Origin of the sequence: Clostridium tertium, from assembly GCF_902652255.1 — a bacterium.
GTDB classification, from domain to species: Bacteria; Bacillota; Clostridia; order Clostridiales; family Clostridiaceae; genus Clostridium; species Clostridium tertium_A.
Genome location: NZ_CACRTO010000005.1, coordinates 114,450 through 131,071 on the forward strand (window position 1 = coordinate 114,450; position 16,622 = coordinate 131,071).

Sequence of the window (16,622 nt, forward strand, 5' to 3'; positions counted from 1 at the left end):
ACATAGAGCTACCAGTAGTCAGAGAATTTAAAATGCTCCTGATCCACCGCCACCGCCTCCACTAAATCCACCACCAGAGGAAAAGCTACTAAAGCTATCATTGTTACTAGCATTATTCTTATCAATAAGACTTTCAGCAGAATTCTTTATATCATTAAAAAATATCATATTATAGACAAAATAGTAGTTGAAAAAAGGATCATAACTTCTATTTAGACTATCTTCACTTATTAACTCCTTAATTTGGGAATCTTTTATACCAAGAGCAAAAGAATAAATTAATAAATCTCTTATATCTACATTTTCTTTATTTGTATCATATAAAAGATAGTTTTTATAGGCTTGCCATTCACAGTATTGCCTATATATATCATTATTTAATACTTCACGGCCTTTAATAGTGATATAGTAATTTAATGCTCTTCCATTTAATCTAACTTCATTAATAAAATCATAATAAGAATTTTTGAATTTTTGAGATTCCTTTAAATTATTTTCTAGTTTTTTCTTTATTTCATTGAAGGTAAACTCATTACTATGATTTTCATATTTTTTAAACCAATTAACTAATGTTTCTAAATGTGAAAAGTCTTTGTCTTCAATATCTCCAATTCTTTTAAATGTGATACTATTAAATTCCTTCTCATTAGTAACCTTTGTATCTACTTCATATACGCCAAGTTTGACTAGATATAGTAGAGTAGAAGGAACTAAAGACCACTGTAAATCTTTCTTGTTTACCATATATGCTACTAAAGCAGGACTTAAGTTTGAAGGAATATAAGGGAGATACTTATCTTCAGGGAAGGTAGCCATAGCCCTATATTTTTCTAGTTCAATTTTAAATTTTTTATTATTTATCTTTACAAAAATAAATATTACTATACCTGCTAATATTAGAATTGATATTGGTATAAGAAGATATTGTATTTTAAAATCATCCTCTTCTATAGCTTCTGTAGAATTTCTGTCTATTTCTTCAGTATTTAAGAAATCTTTTTGGAAGTTTAATTGGATACCAATATCAGATGTTAGGTCATTTCCAGAAATGCTAATTAGCTCTTCAGAAGTATTTGTTTTAAAAGTGCCATCACCAAACACAGTATATTTTAAAATATTTAAGTCAAAAGGATAGTCTTTTAAACTAATATTTAAATTAATGTTATTAACTGGACTATCTGATGAAGCTGTATAGAAGCTCCAATATAAAAGACTTGAGTCTGTGTATTTTTTAGCAGCACCAATAACCTTATATTTCACTCTGAATTTTTTAGTTTCGTTTGAACTTTTTGAGTAAATCTTAATTTGTAATTTGTCATCATCTAAAATTGTTTCATAAGTATTGTTATTATTACTATCACTTTTAGGAATTTCTATTACTGCATTATTATCTTCAGTAGTTACTTCCATTACTTCATAGTCGTCAATTTTATTCATATTTAAATCAATATAAATTCCATTAAAGCTACCGTTGAAATCATAAGTGAAAGTTTCATCTACTAGAACATCTCCATTTTCTTGTATTTCTGCATCGATGAATAAATCATTTATACTATAGGATTTACTATCAGCAAAAACTGCTTTAGGAAATATTAATAGTAGAGTAAATAAAATAGTTAAAAATTTCTTCAATATATCACCCCTTTATTATATATAATTATAAAATAGTTATTAAATTAACACAATGAAAAAAGAAGATGTATCACATGTGATACATCTTCGTTTATATATAATTATTGATTTAAAACTTCATACCATAATAGATTAATATAAATTTTATAAAGAAAAAAGTATAATATTCAACTTGATATTACACTGTAAAATGTACTTCTACTAGTTAAACAAGGTTTTATATTGAACCAATTACATATGGCATTATTCATTCTATTTTATAAGATTTCTTTGCTAATTATGTCAATACTGCATGAATCTATATAGTCAAATTTTTTTATTGAATTATAGATTTCTTTAATAGCTAAGTCTTTAAACCCATTTGAATAATACACTTTAGAAAGTGTTATAAGAACACTTTTATCATCTATATAATTTAGTATTTCAATCAATTTTTGGAATAAATCATATTCTTTTATTATTAAAATATTATTTAAAAACTCCTCTATTATTTTAAGCAAAATTTCTGTATTTTCATTAACCATATTACATTTATTATTTAAATATATATTTCTAATTTCTGAGAAAATTATATGATCAAAAGGTGTGCAATTTGTTTCAATTAACTTTAAAGATTTATCAATTGAGACATTATTAATTAGTAAAGATAGAGTGAATATATATTTTGATATATCAGACATTAAACTTTCTATAATAATAAGTGGATTACTAGAAAGGTCCATCTCAATAAAAGCTTTATTAAAGAAATCTAGTGAATCATTATATTTGTTTTCATTGAAAGAAATAATACCTTTCAAATAATATTCGTCTACTTTATATTCAGAAAAGTCATCTTTAGTTTCTATAAGTTTTTTAGCTTCCTCTAACAAGTTTTCTTTTAGTAATATATGAGAGGTCAATATTATATTTGGTATATGATCTTTTGATGCAAAATATTTTAGTAAGCTTGTAGTAACTTCACTCTTATTTTCATATTTATTATTTAGTACTTTGCCTATTTTATATAGCACTGATAAATCATTACTACTTATATTTAAAATTTTGTTATAGGAGCTTAGAGATTTATCGTAATCTGAAAGGGTATAGTATAGATCTCCTAATGCATTTAAGGGATTGACGGAACCACAATTATTTACAAATTTTATAGTGCTTCCTGAGTCGCCTAAATTAAGACAAGTGTTAAAGGAATCTATGGCTAAAGTATATCTTTTAGTATCAAGATAAATACAACCTTTTAAATATTCAAAATCAACATTTGGTGAAAATTTTTTTAATGCTTCTTCAACACATTTCATCGCTTTATCATATTTCTTTACATATTGGTAGCATACTGACATTCTATATAGAAGATGCACTGAATAATGCTTAGTTAAATCCAGATTGGCATAAGATGATTCATAATAATATAGTGCCTTATTAGCATCATTTTGTGCTAGATACTCGTTACCTAAATTAAATAAATTAAATGAATCATCAGGATTATCTTTTAATGATTCTAATAAGATAGGTATATTTCTTGAACGTTTATCCTTCTTTTGTAGAACTTCTATGCTATATCCATAGTGATGTAAAATTATTTCTTCATTTGAAAATTTACTTGTTATATTTATATATTTATCATTAAAAATTTGCTCATGTATTTTTCCTTTGAAATAATAACCTTTATTATTTCTAAATAACCTAAAAGCATAATGTATAGTAAAATCATTTTGATTTTCTGAACGATAATTATAGACTATAAAATGACATCCATCAAAGGTTGTTTTATTTATAAAGTTTATTAATGTATTCTTTGAACTTTGCTCTAATATTTCATCAGCATCTAAGAAAATTATCCAATCACTTTTAGCTTTATTTACTGCATAATTTCGTGCTGAAGCAAAGTCATTTTCCCACTTATAGTTATATAAATTTACATTGTAATTTTTTATGATATCTAATGTTGAGTCTGTAGAACCAGTATCTACAATTACTATTTCATCTACAATATCTTTTATAGAATCTATTGATTTTGCGATATATTTTTCTTCGTTTTTTACTATCATACATAAACTTAAAGTTGTTTTTTTCATGATTATCCTCCTTGAAATAATTAGAGTTTATGTAGAATCCTTATATAAGCAATTTACTTACATAAGGAAAATGTTAAAATGCTATTAGCTATCCTTGTCCATTAAAGTATACTGAGAATGTTGCAGTAGTACCACGTAAGGTATATAAAAGCCTAGTGTAATTACCAAATCTACTTACTGTAATAATTCTCCTATCTCCTCCAGGAATAGTGTAGTTATTATAACTAGGATCTGTAATATAGTCAGCATTATTTGTTGTTGGGCTCATTTGCAATGATATAGTTAAGGTATTAGTTCCTGCATTATATACAAAGAATGATGCAGTCCTTAGAGTAGATATGTCTGTATTATTCAATACACGTCCTGTACCACTTACACTTAAGTTTAGTGCAGAACTTGAGGTGAAAGCATTTGCACCAATAGTCACAGTTAAACTAGAATTAGCTATAGTAATTGCATTATTAACAGTGATTGGATTATTAACTACTACAGTTAATGTAGTATTAGCAATTGTTATAGAATTTGCCACTGTAATAGGATTATTTACTGAAACTGTAAGACTAGCATTAGCTATAGTAATAGGATTACTTACAGACACTGTTAAGCTAGTATTAGCAATTGTAATTGCATTAGCTACAGTGATCGGATTGTTAACATTAACAGTTAAACTAGAATTAGAAATTGAAGTTTTAAGGGCCCCAGTGGAGTCAGTTTGAAGTATCTGTAAACTACCATCTGGAGCCTGAGCGTAAATACTGGTTTTTAATTCAGAAGCTACAGTGTTAAACAGCAAATTATTCATATTGTGCACCTCTTATCATCAAAAGTTTATCTTATATAATAGTCAAAAGTTTGACCTTGGAACCAAACAGTAATGTTTGAATTTGGATTAGGGGATGAATTAACAAATCGTATTCTTGAAAATTTTAAGAATTTTGCTAACGCTAAAGCTGCTGTATCATTGGCTTTAACTTCTACTTCAACCACATCATCTGTAAAATCAATGCCATTTGGACTTACTTGTAAATAAGCCATTACATTGCTAGTACTTTTATTCTTAATAAAATAAGTTCCTGTATTAAAATTAGAAATATCTATATTGGGTGAATTGAATATATTATCTAAGCTTTGAACGTCAAATTCTCTTTCTTTAAAAATTATTTCTGCGATTCGCCTATTTTGGTTATTACATTTTTCATAATTAACCAATATATAAGGCTGTTTATTACTATTAGATGAATAAAACTTAAATAATGATGCATTAATACCTGGTCTAGACATTAGTGCTAAGCCATAGGTGTAATTTCCATTTTCTGATAGTTCTTTTATTAAGGGAGTAATATTAAATGAAACTATATTTTCTTTTGAATCATAACTAAAATCTCTCTTATCTAAATTTAAAGAAGATAATCTAGGAGTATTATTCCAAGTTGTATCCTCTAGATTAAAGTTTTCATCAATTTTAAATAACACAAATAATCTTCGCAATTCTTCAATAGATGAGTTGAATTCATCTGTGAGATATAAATTTAGATAAGCATTAATAACTTCAATATCTTTATTTATATCTTTCAAATCAGAAAATTTTAATAATGAAATATAGTGAATATCACCATATAAATAATTTCCAACTAACAAAGTATTTTTATAGTAAAAGCTATTATCTTTTCTATAGCTTGAAATATAAGATGATGTAGGGTAAAGCTTTGAGTATAACATAAGACCCCCTTAAAACATTAGTATATTTCATTATATGTTATTGATTTATAATGGTTAAATTCATTACGTAAAATATAATAATTGTCAGATGAAAAAATAACTATATGAATTACTTAAATTGACAATAGCTAATAAAAAATATATAATTATATAAATTAAAATATCTTATTGAGAGTGGTGGAGGGACTGGCCCTATGAAACCCGGCAACCTATTTATAATGATTATTATTAAATGTGGTGCTAAATCCGGCAGTTATTCTGAAAGATAAGAGACAATAGTTATAAATGAATTTATAAATCTCTTCTTTATTTAGAAGGGATTTTATTTTTTTAATAAAAGGGGGCATAATAATGAATTCAGACTTTGAAATAGTAAAAGAACTAAAAAAGAGGATATTAGTAATTGATGGAGCTATGGGAACTAATATTCAAAATTATCTTTTGAAAGAAGAAGATTTTAGAGGAGAATTACTAAAGGACTTTCATGTAGATCAAAAAGGAAATAATGATTTATTAAGTGTAACTAAACCTGAAATTATTGATGTAATTCATAGAGGTTTTTTAGAAGCTGGGGCAGATATTATAGAAACAAATACACTAAATTCTAACAAAATATCTCAAAGTGATTTTGGGTTAGAAAATCTAGTATATAGAATGAATTACGAAAGTGCACTGTTAGCAAAGAAAGCTTGTAATGACTATTATGAAAAAGATGGGAGGAAGAGATACGTAGCAGGTTCAATAGGGCCAACTAATAAGATGGCTTCACTTTCTCCTGATGTGGAAGATCCAGCCTTTAGAAGTGTTACTTTTGATGAATTAAAAGAAGCATATAAAGAGCAGATTGGTGCCTTAATGGATGGTGGGATAGATATTGTTTTAGTTGAAACTATATTTGATTCATTAAATGCCAGAGCTTCAATAATTGCAGCTAATGAAGTATATAGAGAAAGAAATGAATTTCTACCAATAATGATATCTGGAACAATAACAGATAAATCGGGTAGAGTATTATCCGGGCAAACCTTAGAAGCTTTTGCTTCATCAATGAGAGCTGATAATGTTATATCAATAGGACTAAATTGTTCGTTTGGAGGAAAAGATTTAATTCCATTTATTAAGGAGTTATCAGATACTCAAGATTTATTTGTATCAGTATATCCAAATGCAGGACTGCCTAATGAGTTAGGATTGTATGATGAATCTCCAGATATTACAGCTAAATATGTTGATGTAATGCTTAAAGAAGGATATTTGAATTTAGTTGGTGGGTGTTGTGGTACATCTTATGAACATATTTATAAAATTGCTGAATTAGTAAAAAATTATTCACCTAGAGTAATTAAAGATAGAAAAATAGAAAGTGTTTATTGTGGTTTAGAAGTTACTAGGGCAAATGAAGAAACAAATTTTGTTAATATAGGTGAAAGAACTAATGTATCAGGTTCAGCAAAGTTTGCAAGACTAATTAGAGAGAAAAAGTATGAAGAAGCTTTAGTTATTGCTAAGGAACAAGTTGAAAATGGAGCTCAAATTATTGATATAAATGTTGATGATGGATTATTAGATAGTGAAATTGAAATGGAACATTTTTTAAAATTACTAGCTTCTGATCCAGATATCTCAGCAAAACCTATAATGATTGATTCTTCTAGATTTGAAGTAATTGAAAGAGGATTAAAAGTAATCCAAGGAAAACATATAGTTAACTCTATATCTCTAAAAAATGGAGAAGAAGACTTTATAGAAAAAGCAAATATAATTAAAGATTTTGGGGCAGCTGTGGTAGTAATGGCATTTGATGAAACCGGTCAAGCTGATAATTATGAGAAAAAAATTAAAATATGTAAAAGAGCTTATGATATTTTAGTTGATAAGGTTAAATTTCCACCTGAAGATATAATTTTTGACCCGAATATTTTAGCAATTGCAACTGGTATTGAGGAGCATAATAATTATGCTGTTGATTTCTTAAATGCAACTAAATGGATTAAGGAAAACCTTCCATATGCTAAGGTGTCTGGTGGAGTAAGTAATTTATCATTCTCCTTTAGAGGTAGTAATAAAATAAGAGAAGCTATGCACTCAGCATTTTTATATTATGCTATAAAAAATGGCATGGATATGGGGATTGTAAATCCAGGAATGATACAAATTTATGATGAAATTCCTAATGACTTATTGAAGCTTGTTGAAGATGTAATATTCAATAGAAGTATTGATGCTGGAGAAAGGTTATTAGAAGCAGCTGATAGATATAAATATGATGGAAAAAAAGAAGATGAAAACAAAAATAAATGGAGAGAACTTGACTGCAATGAAAGACTTAAGTATTCATTAGTTAAAGGAATAAGTGATTATATAGAAGAAGATTTAAACGAAGCTTTAGGGTTATATGATAAAGCATTAGATATTATTGAAGGCCCTTTAATGGATGGTATGAAGAAGGTTGGTGCACTTTTTGGTGATGGAAAGATGTTCTTACCACAAGTAGTTAAGTCTGCAAGAGTTATGAAAAAAGGAGTTGCTTTTTTAACTCCATATATAGATTCACAAAATCAAGGTACCTATAAGAAGGATGGTAAGATATTAGTTGCAACTGTAAAAGGTGATGTACATGATATAGGTAAGAATATAGTTGGAGTAGTGCTATCTTGTAATAATTTTGATGTTATAGATTTAGGTGTTATGGTGCCTTGTGAAGAAATACTAAGTAAGGCTATAGAAGAAGAGGTAGACATTATTGGTTTAAGTGGATTAATTACACCTTCATTAAATGAAATGATAAATGTTGCAAGTGAAATGGAAAAGCAAGGTTTTAAAGTCCCATTAATAATTGGAGGAGCTACTACATCTAAAGTTCATACGGCACTTAAGATAGATCCTAACTATAATGGTCCTGTTATATATGGCTTTGATGCTTCAAGAACAGTTGAAATTTGTAAAGCTCTTATGTCGAAGAATAAGGAAGAGTTTGTGAAAAATACTAAAGAAGAGTATAAGAAACAAAGAGAAAACTACAGTAAGATTAAGCAAGAGTTTGTTTCCATTGATGAAGCAAGAAAAAATAAATTTAATATAAATTGGAAGAACACTACTATTGAAAAACCTAACTTCTTAGGAGTAAAAGATGTAAATAACTATACTATTAAAGAAATTAGACCTTATATAGATTGGAGTTTCTTCTTTGCAGCTTGGGGAATGAAGATGAAATATCCTCAAGTATTAGAAGATGAAAAGTATGGCGAAGAAGCTAAGAGATTATTTGCTGACGCAAATAAGATGCTAGATGAATTAGAAGTTAATGAAAGAGTTAAATTAAAAGGAGTCTTTGGATTATTTAAAGCAAATTCTTTTGGGGATGATATTAAGATATTTGACGATGATGATAATGAAATTGAAACATTTAACTTCTTTAGGCAGCAAAAGAAGAGTAAAGATGATGTTTACTTATCATTAAGTGATTTTATTGCTCCTGCTGAAAGTGAAAAAGAAGATTATATAGGTGCCTTCATAGTAACAAGTGGAATGGATGCTAAAGAGTATATAAAAGAGTTTAAAGATGCTGGTGATGACTACAATTCAATGCTTTTAACCTTTGTATGCGATAGATTAGCTGAAGGATTTGCAGAAAAACTTCATTTAGATATTAGAAGAGATTATTGGGGTTATGCAAAAGATGAAGACTTATCATATGATGATCTTCTGATTGGTAGATATAGAGGAATAAGACCAGCAGTGGGATATCCATCTATAAAAGATCAAAAAGAAATAACAAAAATATTTAAGGTATTAGATGGAGAAAATACCACTGGAGCTATAGTTACAGAAAGCTATATGATGGATCCCCCTTCATCAGTCTGTGGATTATACTTTGCTAACGATAAAGCTAAATATTTTGATGTTTATAAGGTTGACAATAATCAATTAGAAGACTATGCTTCAAGAAATAACTCAAAAATTGAAGATTTAAAGTATAGAATGCCTCATATATTACTATAATAAAGTTTCAATAATATAAGTCTACTGGATCTTAAAATATTCAAATTTCCTAGACTTATATTAATTGAAAATAATGTATATTTCTGCTTTTTTATATAATATATAAAGAAAAATAGAAATGCATAACTAATAAAGAGTAAAAAATAAAATTTTACAAAAAATGAAGAAATGATATAGGAAAATGCAAAATTTAGTAGTAAAGAAGGTATTTGTTCAAATATCGAATAATCTATCAATTTGAATATATAGATTTTTAGTGTATTATATAATATATAGATATATAGTGTAAAAAGGAGAATTTAGATGAAAACATTAGTGATTAACTGTGGAAGCTCTTCCTTAAAGTATCAATTAATTGATATGGATACAGAGAATTCATTAGTTCAAGGATTAGTTGAGAGAATAGGAATAGAGGGATCTATTTTAATTCAAAAAGTGGATGGAAAAGATAAATACGTAATTGAAGAAGAAATGCCTAATCATAAAACTGCTATTAAGCTTGTATTAGAAGCTTTAGTTAATAAAGAGCATGGTGTAATTAAGTCAATGGATGAAATAAGTGCGGTTGGACATAGAGTTGTTCATGGTGGAGAAAAATACTCTCATTCAGTAATAATTGATGATGAAGTAATAGAATCAATTAGAGATTGTATATCTTTAGCGCCTTTACATAATCCACCAAATATAATTGGGATTGAAGCATGTAAAGAATTAATGCCAAATACACCAATGGTAGCAGTATTTGATACAGCTTTCCACCAAACTATGCCTAAGGAAGCATATATTTGTCCACTACCATATGAATTATATGAAAAGTACGGTATAAGAAAGTATGGTTTCCATGGAACTTCTCATATGTATGTATCACAAAAAGTTGCAGAAGTTATAGGGAAAGATATAAAGGATTTAAAGATTGTAACTTGCCACTTAGGGAATGGTTGTTCTCTAGCAGCTGTTAAAGGCGGAAAATCAATTGATACTTCCATGGGATTCACTCCACTTGCTGGAGTAATGATGGGAACAAGATCAGGAAGCATCGACCCATCAGTTATAAGTTTTTTAGTTGAAGAACAAGGTTATACAATGTCAGATATTGATAACTTATTAAATAAAAAATCAGGAATTCTTGGAATATCAGGAGTATCATCAGATTTTAGAGATGTTTTATCTGAATCTGAAAAGGGAAACGAAAGAGCTAAACTAGCTTTAGATATTTTCCATTATAAAGTAAGAGCTCAAATTGCAGCTTATGCTGGAATAATGGGGGGAGTAGATGTAATAGTATTTACAGCTGGAATAGGAGAAAATTCTATAGTTACGAGAAGAGAATCCTTAAGAGGACTTGAGTTCTTAGGATTTAACATTGATGATGAAAAGAACTCTGTAAGAGGAAAGATACAAGAAATATCAACAGAAGGTTCTAAAGTTAAGGTTTTCGAAATTCCTACAAACGAAGAATTAATGATAGCAAGAGATACAGTAAAGTTAGTAAAAAATATATAATATAAGATATTTTAAGGGGTTGTTTATGACAATCCCTTAATTTATAATAAATAATCAAAGATAAATTACTAAAAAAGCTCTCTTAAGAGCTTTTTTGTTTTTAATTTGACATACAATACAATTATTTTTATTAAATCATTTACATAATTTTCTTTAAATGTAAATAACATTAATGTTATAATAAAATAGAAATTTTATTATATTTGGGGGAAATAGTATGAATGAATATGAAAAATTAAATGAAAAAGCAATTAAGTCTTGGGTAATATCTAGAATATTTGGCACTGTTATTTTAACTATAATTTTAATAGTAATTAGAATTTTTTTATTCAAGATAATAGATAACTATGCTGAAATTAATTTAATTATAACAACAATTATGATTATTATAATACTCATATCTTTACTTACTTCTTTTATAAATCCAATATTTGAATATAAACAATGGAAATACAAAATTACTGAAGATAAAATTGAATTTACTGAAGGAATTTATTTTGTAAGAAGAGTAATTATTCCAATAGTAAGAATTCAACATATTCAATTAAATCAAGGACCTATAAATAAATTTTTAAAGCTTTATGATATTACTATTTTTACAGCAGGTGGTCAACATAAAATACCTAATATTCAAGCTGAAAGGGCTGAAGAAATTAGTGAATATTTAAAAAATACAGTAAAGTTAAAAATAGATAACGAAGAAGATTCTACAGAAAATATTGTGTTAGAAAATGAATTGGAGAATCATTAGGATGACAAATAATAAAAGAAATCATAAAAGCTTCATATTTGAAGAAATAATTATGTCAATTAAATCGGCATACTTCTTTATAATCTTAGCTATCTTAAATTTAAAAACTAGTGGAGTATATGTACTAATAGCAATAGCACTTTTTTCAATTATTAAATCAATTTTAAAATATATTAATATTAAGTATTATTATGATGATAGTGAATTAAAATACTTTACTGGAATAATAAATAAAAAACAAATAGAAATTCCATTTGATAAAATAAATACTATAGATATAAATTTAAACATAGTAGATAGAATTTTTAATGTATGTACCTTGAAAATAGATACTGGAGCTGTAAAAGAATTAGGAGAGGAAATAAAAATCAAATTAGTGAAGGAAGAGGCCTATAAGATAAGGAGCGTTATTAACGATTTAATAGATAAGAAGGACTTAAGAGATAAGGATAAAAAGGAAGATGTCAATAAATCTAAATTTAAGGAAACAATAACCTTTAAAGAAATATTCTTATATTCATTAAGCAAATCTAAACTTTTATGGGCCATTGGAGGATTCTTTATTATAAGTGATCTTGTTTTTAATATAGAAGATACTCTAAATATAACTATAACTGATACAATTATTGAAAGTGTTAATATAGACGAAATATATGCTTTAGGTATGGCTAAAATTGTAGGCATTGGAATAATAATATTTATAATTTTATATATTTTTATAAGTTTTCTATTTATAATATTTGAATTAATCAGGTTATATAATTTTACATTAATTGATGATGAAAATGATATTAAGATTAAATATGGATTATTAACAATAAAAGAATACTCAATACCTCGAAATAAGATATATGCAGTTAGATATAAGCAAAATTTACTTCAACAGATATTTAAAATATTTCAAATAGAGATAGTAACTATAGGGTATGGTGATGAAAAAAATGAGCAAGCTATACTTTATCCAGTTGCTAATAAAGTATTTATTAACACAACATTAAAGGAAATATTACCTGATTTTAATTTCGAAGATAATATAAATTGTTCGCCAAAAAATGTTTTGAGTAAATTTATCATAAAAAGGTCATTAATATTAATACTATTTCTAATATTACCTTTACATTTTATTATACCAAAAACTCTTTTAATCTTGAAGATAGTTATTTTTACTTTCTTGATTATATTTAATATTATATTAGGATATATAAATTATAGGAACACATCTTTAGGTATCAATAAAGATTTACTAAGATGTAGTAACGGAAGTCTTCAAAAAATCACCACATTGATAAAACAAGAGTATTTACAATCAGTAGAGATAAAGGAAAATCCATTTCAAAGAAGAAAATCTGTTTGTGATTTTAAGCTAGATATTTATAGTAATAAGATAGGAAATATAGTTATATTAAGCAATATGGAAAAGATTTTGATAAATCATATTGATGAAAATTTAATTTTATAAAACTAAATATTATGAAAGCGATAATTACAAGTAGATAATTAAAGATATTCATAGATAATTAAAGATAATTCAAATTATTAAGAGTTGTATTTGGATAGTGTAATTTATATAATTAACTCAGAAAAAAGATTTTAAAGGAGATTAGATATGATATCAGTTTGTCCAGTTTGTTCAGGAATAGATATAGAAAAATTAGAATTAAAGTTTGGTGCAGATAACGTTGAAGTTGGATGTATTGGTGAATGTGGAGGTAGAGATGGACTTGTAATTGGTTATGCTAATGGTAAGTATATTGAAACTGAAACAGAAGAAGAGTTTATAAGTCAAATTGAAGAATAGGATTATATTGGGCTCTCTTAGGAGAGCCCAATATAAATTAAGAATAAAAATGCTAAATTAATGATGCGATTTCTTCAAATTAATTAAGAATTATTTTATTTATAAAACTCCTAATGGAGTTTTTTTCTTTTAGTATTAAAAATATTAAGGATTCCAATTAATATAGGCTAATTGTATTAGAGTATATGAGGTGATATTAATATTGTTGATAGTAGATTTATTTTATATGCTTTTTCATTTGTAAATAATATAATATAGTATAGTAAGGAGTGATTATATGAATAATTTAAGTGATAGAGTAAAAGGAATTATATTTATAATATTTTCAGCTTTTGGGTTTGCAGCTATGTCGGCCTTTGTTAAGCTATCAGGTGATTTGCCTTCCTTTCAGAAAACATTTTATAGAAATTTGGTGTCTTGTATAATTGCATTATTTTTCATTATTAAAAATAAAGAAAGGTTTTTTGGAAAAAAGGAAAACCAGAAACTACTTATTTTAAGATCAACATTAGGAACGATAGGGATTGTATTAAACTTTTATGCAATTGATATGTTAGTTTTATCAGATGCTAATATGTTAAATAAGCTTAGTCCATTCTTTGTTATAATTTTTTCTGCTTTATATTTAGGTGAAAAAATTAATTTAAAGCAATTTATTTCAATAATAGTTGCTTTCATTGGAGCATTATTTATTATAAAGCCTAGCTTCGACTTATCAATGATACCATTTATTATTGGGATACTTGGAGCAGTTTTTGCTGCAGGTGCATATACATGCTTAAGATCTCTTGGAGGTAAAGAAAATCATTATACAATAGTATTTTATTTCTCATTATTTTCACTAATAACTATATTCCCATTTATGATAGCAGTATATAAGCCTATGGAACCAATACAGTTATTTTACTTATTAATGGCTGGAGCCTTTGCAAGTATAGGACAATTTGGAATAACAATAGCCTATAAATATGCACCAGCTAAAGAAATTTCTATATTTGACTATTCAAATATAATTTTTTCAGCAATAATTAGCTTTGCAATATTTGGAGTTTTACCTGATAAGCTAAGCTTCATAGGATATATAATAATCTTCTCGGCTTCTTTATATATGTTCTTATATAATAAAAAATTAGATAAAAAAGAAACAACAAAAATAGCTACCTTTAGGTAGCTATTTTTTATAGTAAGTTTTTAACCATTGGATTAATTTTTGATCTATCAAATTTACCAGCTACCTTAGGCATAATTTCTTTCATTATCTTACCCATATCAGCTGCAGTGTAATTTCCATTAGCAATAATTTCTTTAATTAAAGCAGTTACTTCCTCTTCTGATAATTGCTTAGGTAAGTAAGGAGTAAGTAAGTTTATTGCAAAGTTACCTTCTTCTACTTTAGCTTCATCATTAAGCTTTATTGCATATTCAAGTGCTTCTTTTAATTGCTTTATTTGTTTTTCGATTATCTTTATTACACCTTCATCAGTAATATCTTTTCTTTCATTAACTTCATAAGATTTAATTTCAGCATTAACTAATCTTAAAACACTTACAGTTTGTTTATCTCTAGCTTTCATAGCAGCTATTTCACTTTTTTTTAATTCTTCTTTTAACATAATCGTCACCTCTACAAATTAGTTTACAATAAACAGGCGTTTATTATAATTTAAATTATATACGTTAACTAAAATTATTTCAATAAAGGCATATCTTAGCTAAATAAATGTATATTACTACCCAAGGCTATTGCTTTAGAATTTGCAGAGTGACCTAACTCATTAGTTTTAATAATTGGAATTTTATCATTACTTAATTTACTTAAAATAAGATCCTCGATTGATGGAGTGGAATTAGCGCTTTCATATTCTGTAAAGTGACCTAATATAAGACCATTTAAATTATTGAATGCTCCTATTTGTATATACTGCTCAATGAAGGTTGAAATTTTATTTGCGTCACCACTTAAAGCTTCTAAAAAGAGAATCTTGTTATCAAAACTAGGCATATATTCAGTCCCAGCAAGTTTTAGCATACAACGAATATTTCCGCCAACTACAGTCCCATCCATATAACTACCTTGAATCCATTCATAATTAAAGTCAAATAAGCTATTATCTTTATTTAATAAAAACGTATTATTAAAATTTTTTATTTGGTTAATACTATCTTCTCTAACTAAGTTTCTTAATTGATAGTTATAATTTACATTATTAGTTTTAGAATACAGTGCATTTAAAATTACTGTTAAGTCGCTATAGCCAAAAAATGGTTTATTAGCTTTCTTTATTTGAGAAAAATCTAAATGTCTTATAACTTCATTACATAGGTCACCACCTGATAAATCAAAAATTGCCTTTATCTCATTATCATTATAAAACTTCATTAGTTCTTTTCCTCTTATAGCTCCGCTGAATGTTTTATTATTTTCATCTTTATATAGAGCTTCTGATTCAAAAACATTTAAATTCAATTGCTTTAATATATATTTTAATTCATTGATTTTATCCCTCATACTTATATCGAGTCCATTAGAACATGAAACTAATGATATGGAATCATTTTTTCTAAATAAATTCATACGTTACCTCCCATAATTTCTTATTATTACATAAGTATATATTTAAATTTAAGAAAATGAAATATACTAATTAATTGATTTTAGAATAATATTACATGTAAAGGAATAACATTATATTAAAACTATAAGTTTGGAGGATTTATGAAGTATAGTCTTTATGTTACTGGCAAATGTAATGATACTAGAAACTTTCAAAGTAATATAGGTATAGGTGGTGTTATATTAAATAATGAGGGGATTGAGGTTTCCTTTTCTAAGAATGTAGGTAAGGGAACATGCGTAGAAGCTCATATATATGGTTTAGTTCATGGAATAACAGAGATATTAAAAAACAAAGATGCTGATACTATTGATATTTATGTATCTAATATGAATATAGTAAATTACTTTAATGGTAAGGACATTGAAGTGAATAGTAGAACTGAAATATTATTAAGTAACCTTAATAATTTGATAAAAATATTAAAAATAGATATATATTTTGAGTATTTTGAAGTAAATGAGTACAATTATGTGAGAAATTTAGCAGAAGAAGCTTTACGACTATAAGAATTATTTGTAAAGTCAGGA

Annotated in this window: 13 protein-coding genes and 1 riboswitch; of the genes, 7 read left to right on the top strand and 6 right to left on the bottom strand. The window is 26.5% G+C overall.

Annotated features, from left to right (window positions below; all coding sequences use genetic code 11):
* Nucleotides 1–27 precede the first annotated feature (27 nt).
* The 4 genes from GPX08_RS00530 to GPX08_RS00545 all read right to left on the bottom strand — a co-directional run bounded on the left by GPX08_RS00530 (nucleotide 28) and on the right by GPX08_RS00545 (nucleotide 5,423).
* Nucleotides 28–1,635 (bottom strand): DUF2207 domain-containing protein, encoded by a 1,608-nt coding sequence (locus tag GPX08_RS00530; RefSeq protein ID WP_156624343.1) that lies wholly within the window; start codon nucleotides 1,633–1,635, stop codon nucleotides 28–30.
* A 254-nt stretch (nucleotides 1,636–1,889) separates the two neighbouring features.
* Nucleotides 1,890–3,704, bottom strand: a complete 1,815-nt coding sequence (locus GPX08_RS00535) for a glycosyltransferase (RefSeq protein WP_156624345.1) — start codon at nucleotides 3,702–3,704, stop codon at nucleotides 1,890–1,892.
* A gap of 88 nt (nucleotides 3,705–3,792) precedes the next feature.
* Nucleotides 3,793–4,506 (bottom strand): hypothetical protein, encoded by a 714-nt coding sequence (locus tag GPX08_RS00540; RefSeq protein ID WP_156624347.1) that lies wholly within the window; start codon nucleotides 4,504–4,506, stop codon nucleotides 3,793–3,795.
* Nucleotides 4,507–4,532: 26 nt separating this feature from the next.
* On the bottom strand, nucleotides 4,533–5,423 hold the full coding sequence (locus tag GPX08_RS00545) for a DNRLRE domain-containing protein (RefSeq protein ID WP_156624349.1): 891 nt from the start codon (nucleotides 5,421–5,423) through the stop codon (nucleotides 4,533–4,535).
* A gap of 162 nt (nucleotides 5,424–5,585) precedes the next feature.
* Nucleotides 5,586–5,695, top strand: a riboswitch (SAM riboswitch).
* Nucleotides 5,696–5,774: 79 nt separating this feature from the next.
* On the opposite strand from GPX08_RS00545, the gene metH reads away from it, so the two are divergent.
* From metH to GPX08_RS00575, 6 genes are all read left to right on the top strand, one after another.
* A complete protein-coding gene (gene metH / locus GPX08_RS00550; RefSeq protein ID WP_156624350.1) occupies nucleotides 5,775–9,425 on the top strand; it encodes a methionine synthase in 3,651 nt (1,216 codons plus the stop codon).
* 303 nt (nucleotides 9,426–9,728) lie between these two features.
* Nucleotides 9,729–10,928, top strand: a complete 1,200-nt coding sequence (locus GPX08_RS00555) for an acetate/propionate family kinase (RefSeq protein WP_156624352.1) — start codon at nucleotides 9,729–9,731, stop codon at nucleotides 10,926–10,928.
* A gap of 217 nt (nucleotides 10,929–11,145) precedes the next feature.
* The gene (locus GPX08_RS00560; RefSeq protein WP_156624354.1) at nucleotides 11,146–11,679 is read left to right on the top strand and encodes a PH domain-containing protein; all 534 of its coding nucleotides are present in this window, start codon (nucleotides 11,146–11,148) and stop codon (nucleotides 11,677–11,679) included.
* Nucleotides 11,660–13,138, top strand: a complete 1,479-nt coding sequence (locus GPX08_RS00565) for a PH domain-containing protein (RefSeq protein ID WP_156624356.1) — start codon at nucleotides 11,660–11,662, stop codon at nucleotides 13,136–13,138. The genes GPX08_RS00560 and GPX08_RS00565 overlap by 20 nt, the downstream gene beginning before the upstream one ends.
* A gap of 147 nt (nucleotides 13,139–13,285) precedes the next feature.
* Nucleotides 13,286–13,477, top strand: coding sequence for a DUF1450 domain-containing protein (locus GPX08_RS00570; RefSeq protein ID WP_136005220.1), 192 nt, complete (start codon nucleotides 13,286–13,288; stop codon nucleotides 13,475–13,477).
* Nucleotides 13,478–13,754: 277 nt separating this feature from the next.
* Entirely contained in the window at nucleotides 13,755–14,648 is an 894-nt protein-coding gene (locus GPX08_RS00575) for an EamA family transporter (RefSeq protein ID WP_156624358.1), read from the top strand.
* A gap of 7 nt (nucleotides 14,649–14,655) precedes the next feature.
* On the opposite strand, the gene GPX08_RS00580 is transcribed toward GPX08_RS00575, so the two are convergent.
* Together GPX08_RS00580 and GPX08_RS00585 are read right to left on the bottom strand one after the other, a co-directional pair.
* Nucleotides 14,656–15,090, bottom strand: a complete 435-nt coding sequence (locus GPX08_RS00580) for a hypothetical protein (protein WP_156624360.1) — start codon at nucleotides 15,088–15,090, stop codon at nucleotides 14,656–14,658.
* Nucleotides 15,091–15,185: 95 nt separating this feature from the next.
* Nucleotides 15,186–16,052: an LD-carboxypeptidase gene (locus tag GPX08_RS00585; protein ID WP_156624362.1), complete on the bottom strand. Its 867-nt coding sequence runs from the start codon at nucleotides 16,050–16,052 to the stop codon at nucleotides 15,186–15,188.
* A 141-nt stretch (nucleotides 16,053–16,193) separates the two neighbouring features.
* On the opposite strand from GPX08_RS00585, the gene GPX08_RS00590 reads away from it, so the two are divergent.
* Nucleotides 16,194–16,601 carry a hypothetical protein gene (locus tag GPX08_RS00590; protein WP_156624364.1) on the top strand — a complete coding sequence of 136 codons (408 nt, stop codon included), beginning with the start codon at nucleotides 16,194–16,196 and terminating at the stop codon, nucleotides 16,599–16,601.
* The last annotated feature ends 21 nt before the right edge of the window (nucleotides 16,602–16,622 follow it).

Coding starts and splice junctions, on each gene's coding strand:
- GPX08_RS00545 (WP_156624349.1), bottom strand. CDS start 5,423: ATGTTATACTCAAAGCTTTACCCTACATCATCTTATATTTCAAGCTAT.
- GPX08_RS00580 (WP_156624360.1), bottom strand. CDS start 15,090: ATGTTAAAAGAAGAATTAAAAAAAAGTGAAATAGCTGCTATGAAAGCT.
- GPX08_RS00570 (WP_136005220.1), top strand. CDS start 13,286: ATGATATCAGTTTGTCCAGTTTGTTCAGGAATAGATATAGAAAAATTA.
- GPX08_RS00535 (WP_156624345.1), bottom strand. CDS start 3,704: ATGAAAAAAACAACTTTAAGTTTATGTATGATAGTAAAAAACGAAGAA.
- metH (WP_156624350.1), top strand. CDS start 5,775: ATGAATTCAGACTTTGAAATAGTAAAAGAACTAAAAAAGAGGATATTA.
- GPX08_RS00565 (WP_156624356.1), top strand. CDS start 11,660: ATGAATTGGAGAATCATTAGGATGACAAATAATAAAAGAAATCATAAA.
- GPX08_RS00555 (WP_156624352.1), top strand. CDS start 9,729: ATGAAAACATTAGTGATTAACTGTGGAAGCTCTTCCTTAAAGTATCAA.
- GPX08_RS00540 (WP_156624347.1), bottom strand. CDS start 4,506: ATGAATAATTTGCTGTTTAACACTGTAGCTTCTGAATTAAAAACCAGT.
- GPX08_RS00585 (WP_156624362.1), bottom strand. CDS start 16,052: ATGAATTTATTTAGAAAAAATGATTCCATATCATTAGTTTCATGTTCT.
- GPX08_RS00560 (WP_156624354.1), top strand. CDS start 11,146: ATGAATGAATATGAAAAATTAAATGAAAAAGCAATTAAGTCTTGGGTA.
- GPX08_RS00575 (WP_156624358.1), top strand. CDS start 13,755: ATGAATAATTTAAGTGATAGAGTAAAAGGAATTATATTTATAATATTT.
- GPX08_RS00590 (WP_156624364.1), top strand. CDS start 16,194: ATGAAGTATAGTCTTTATGTTACTGGCAAATGTAATGATACTAGAAAC.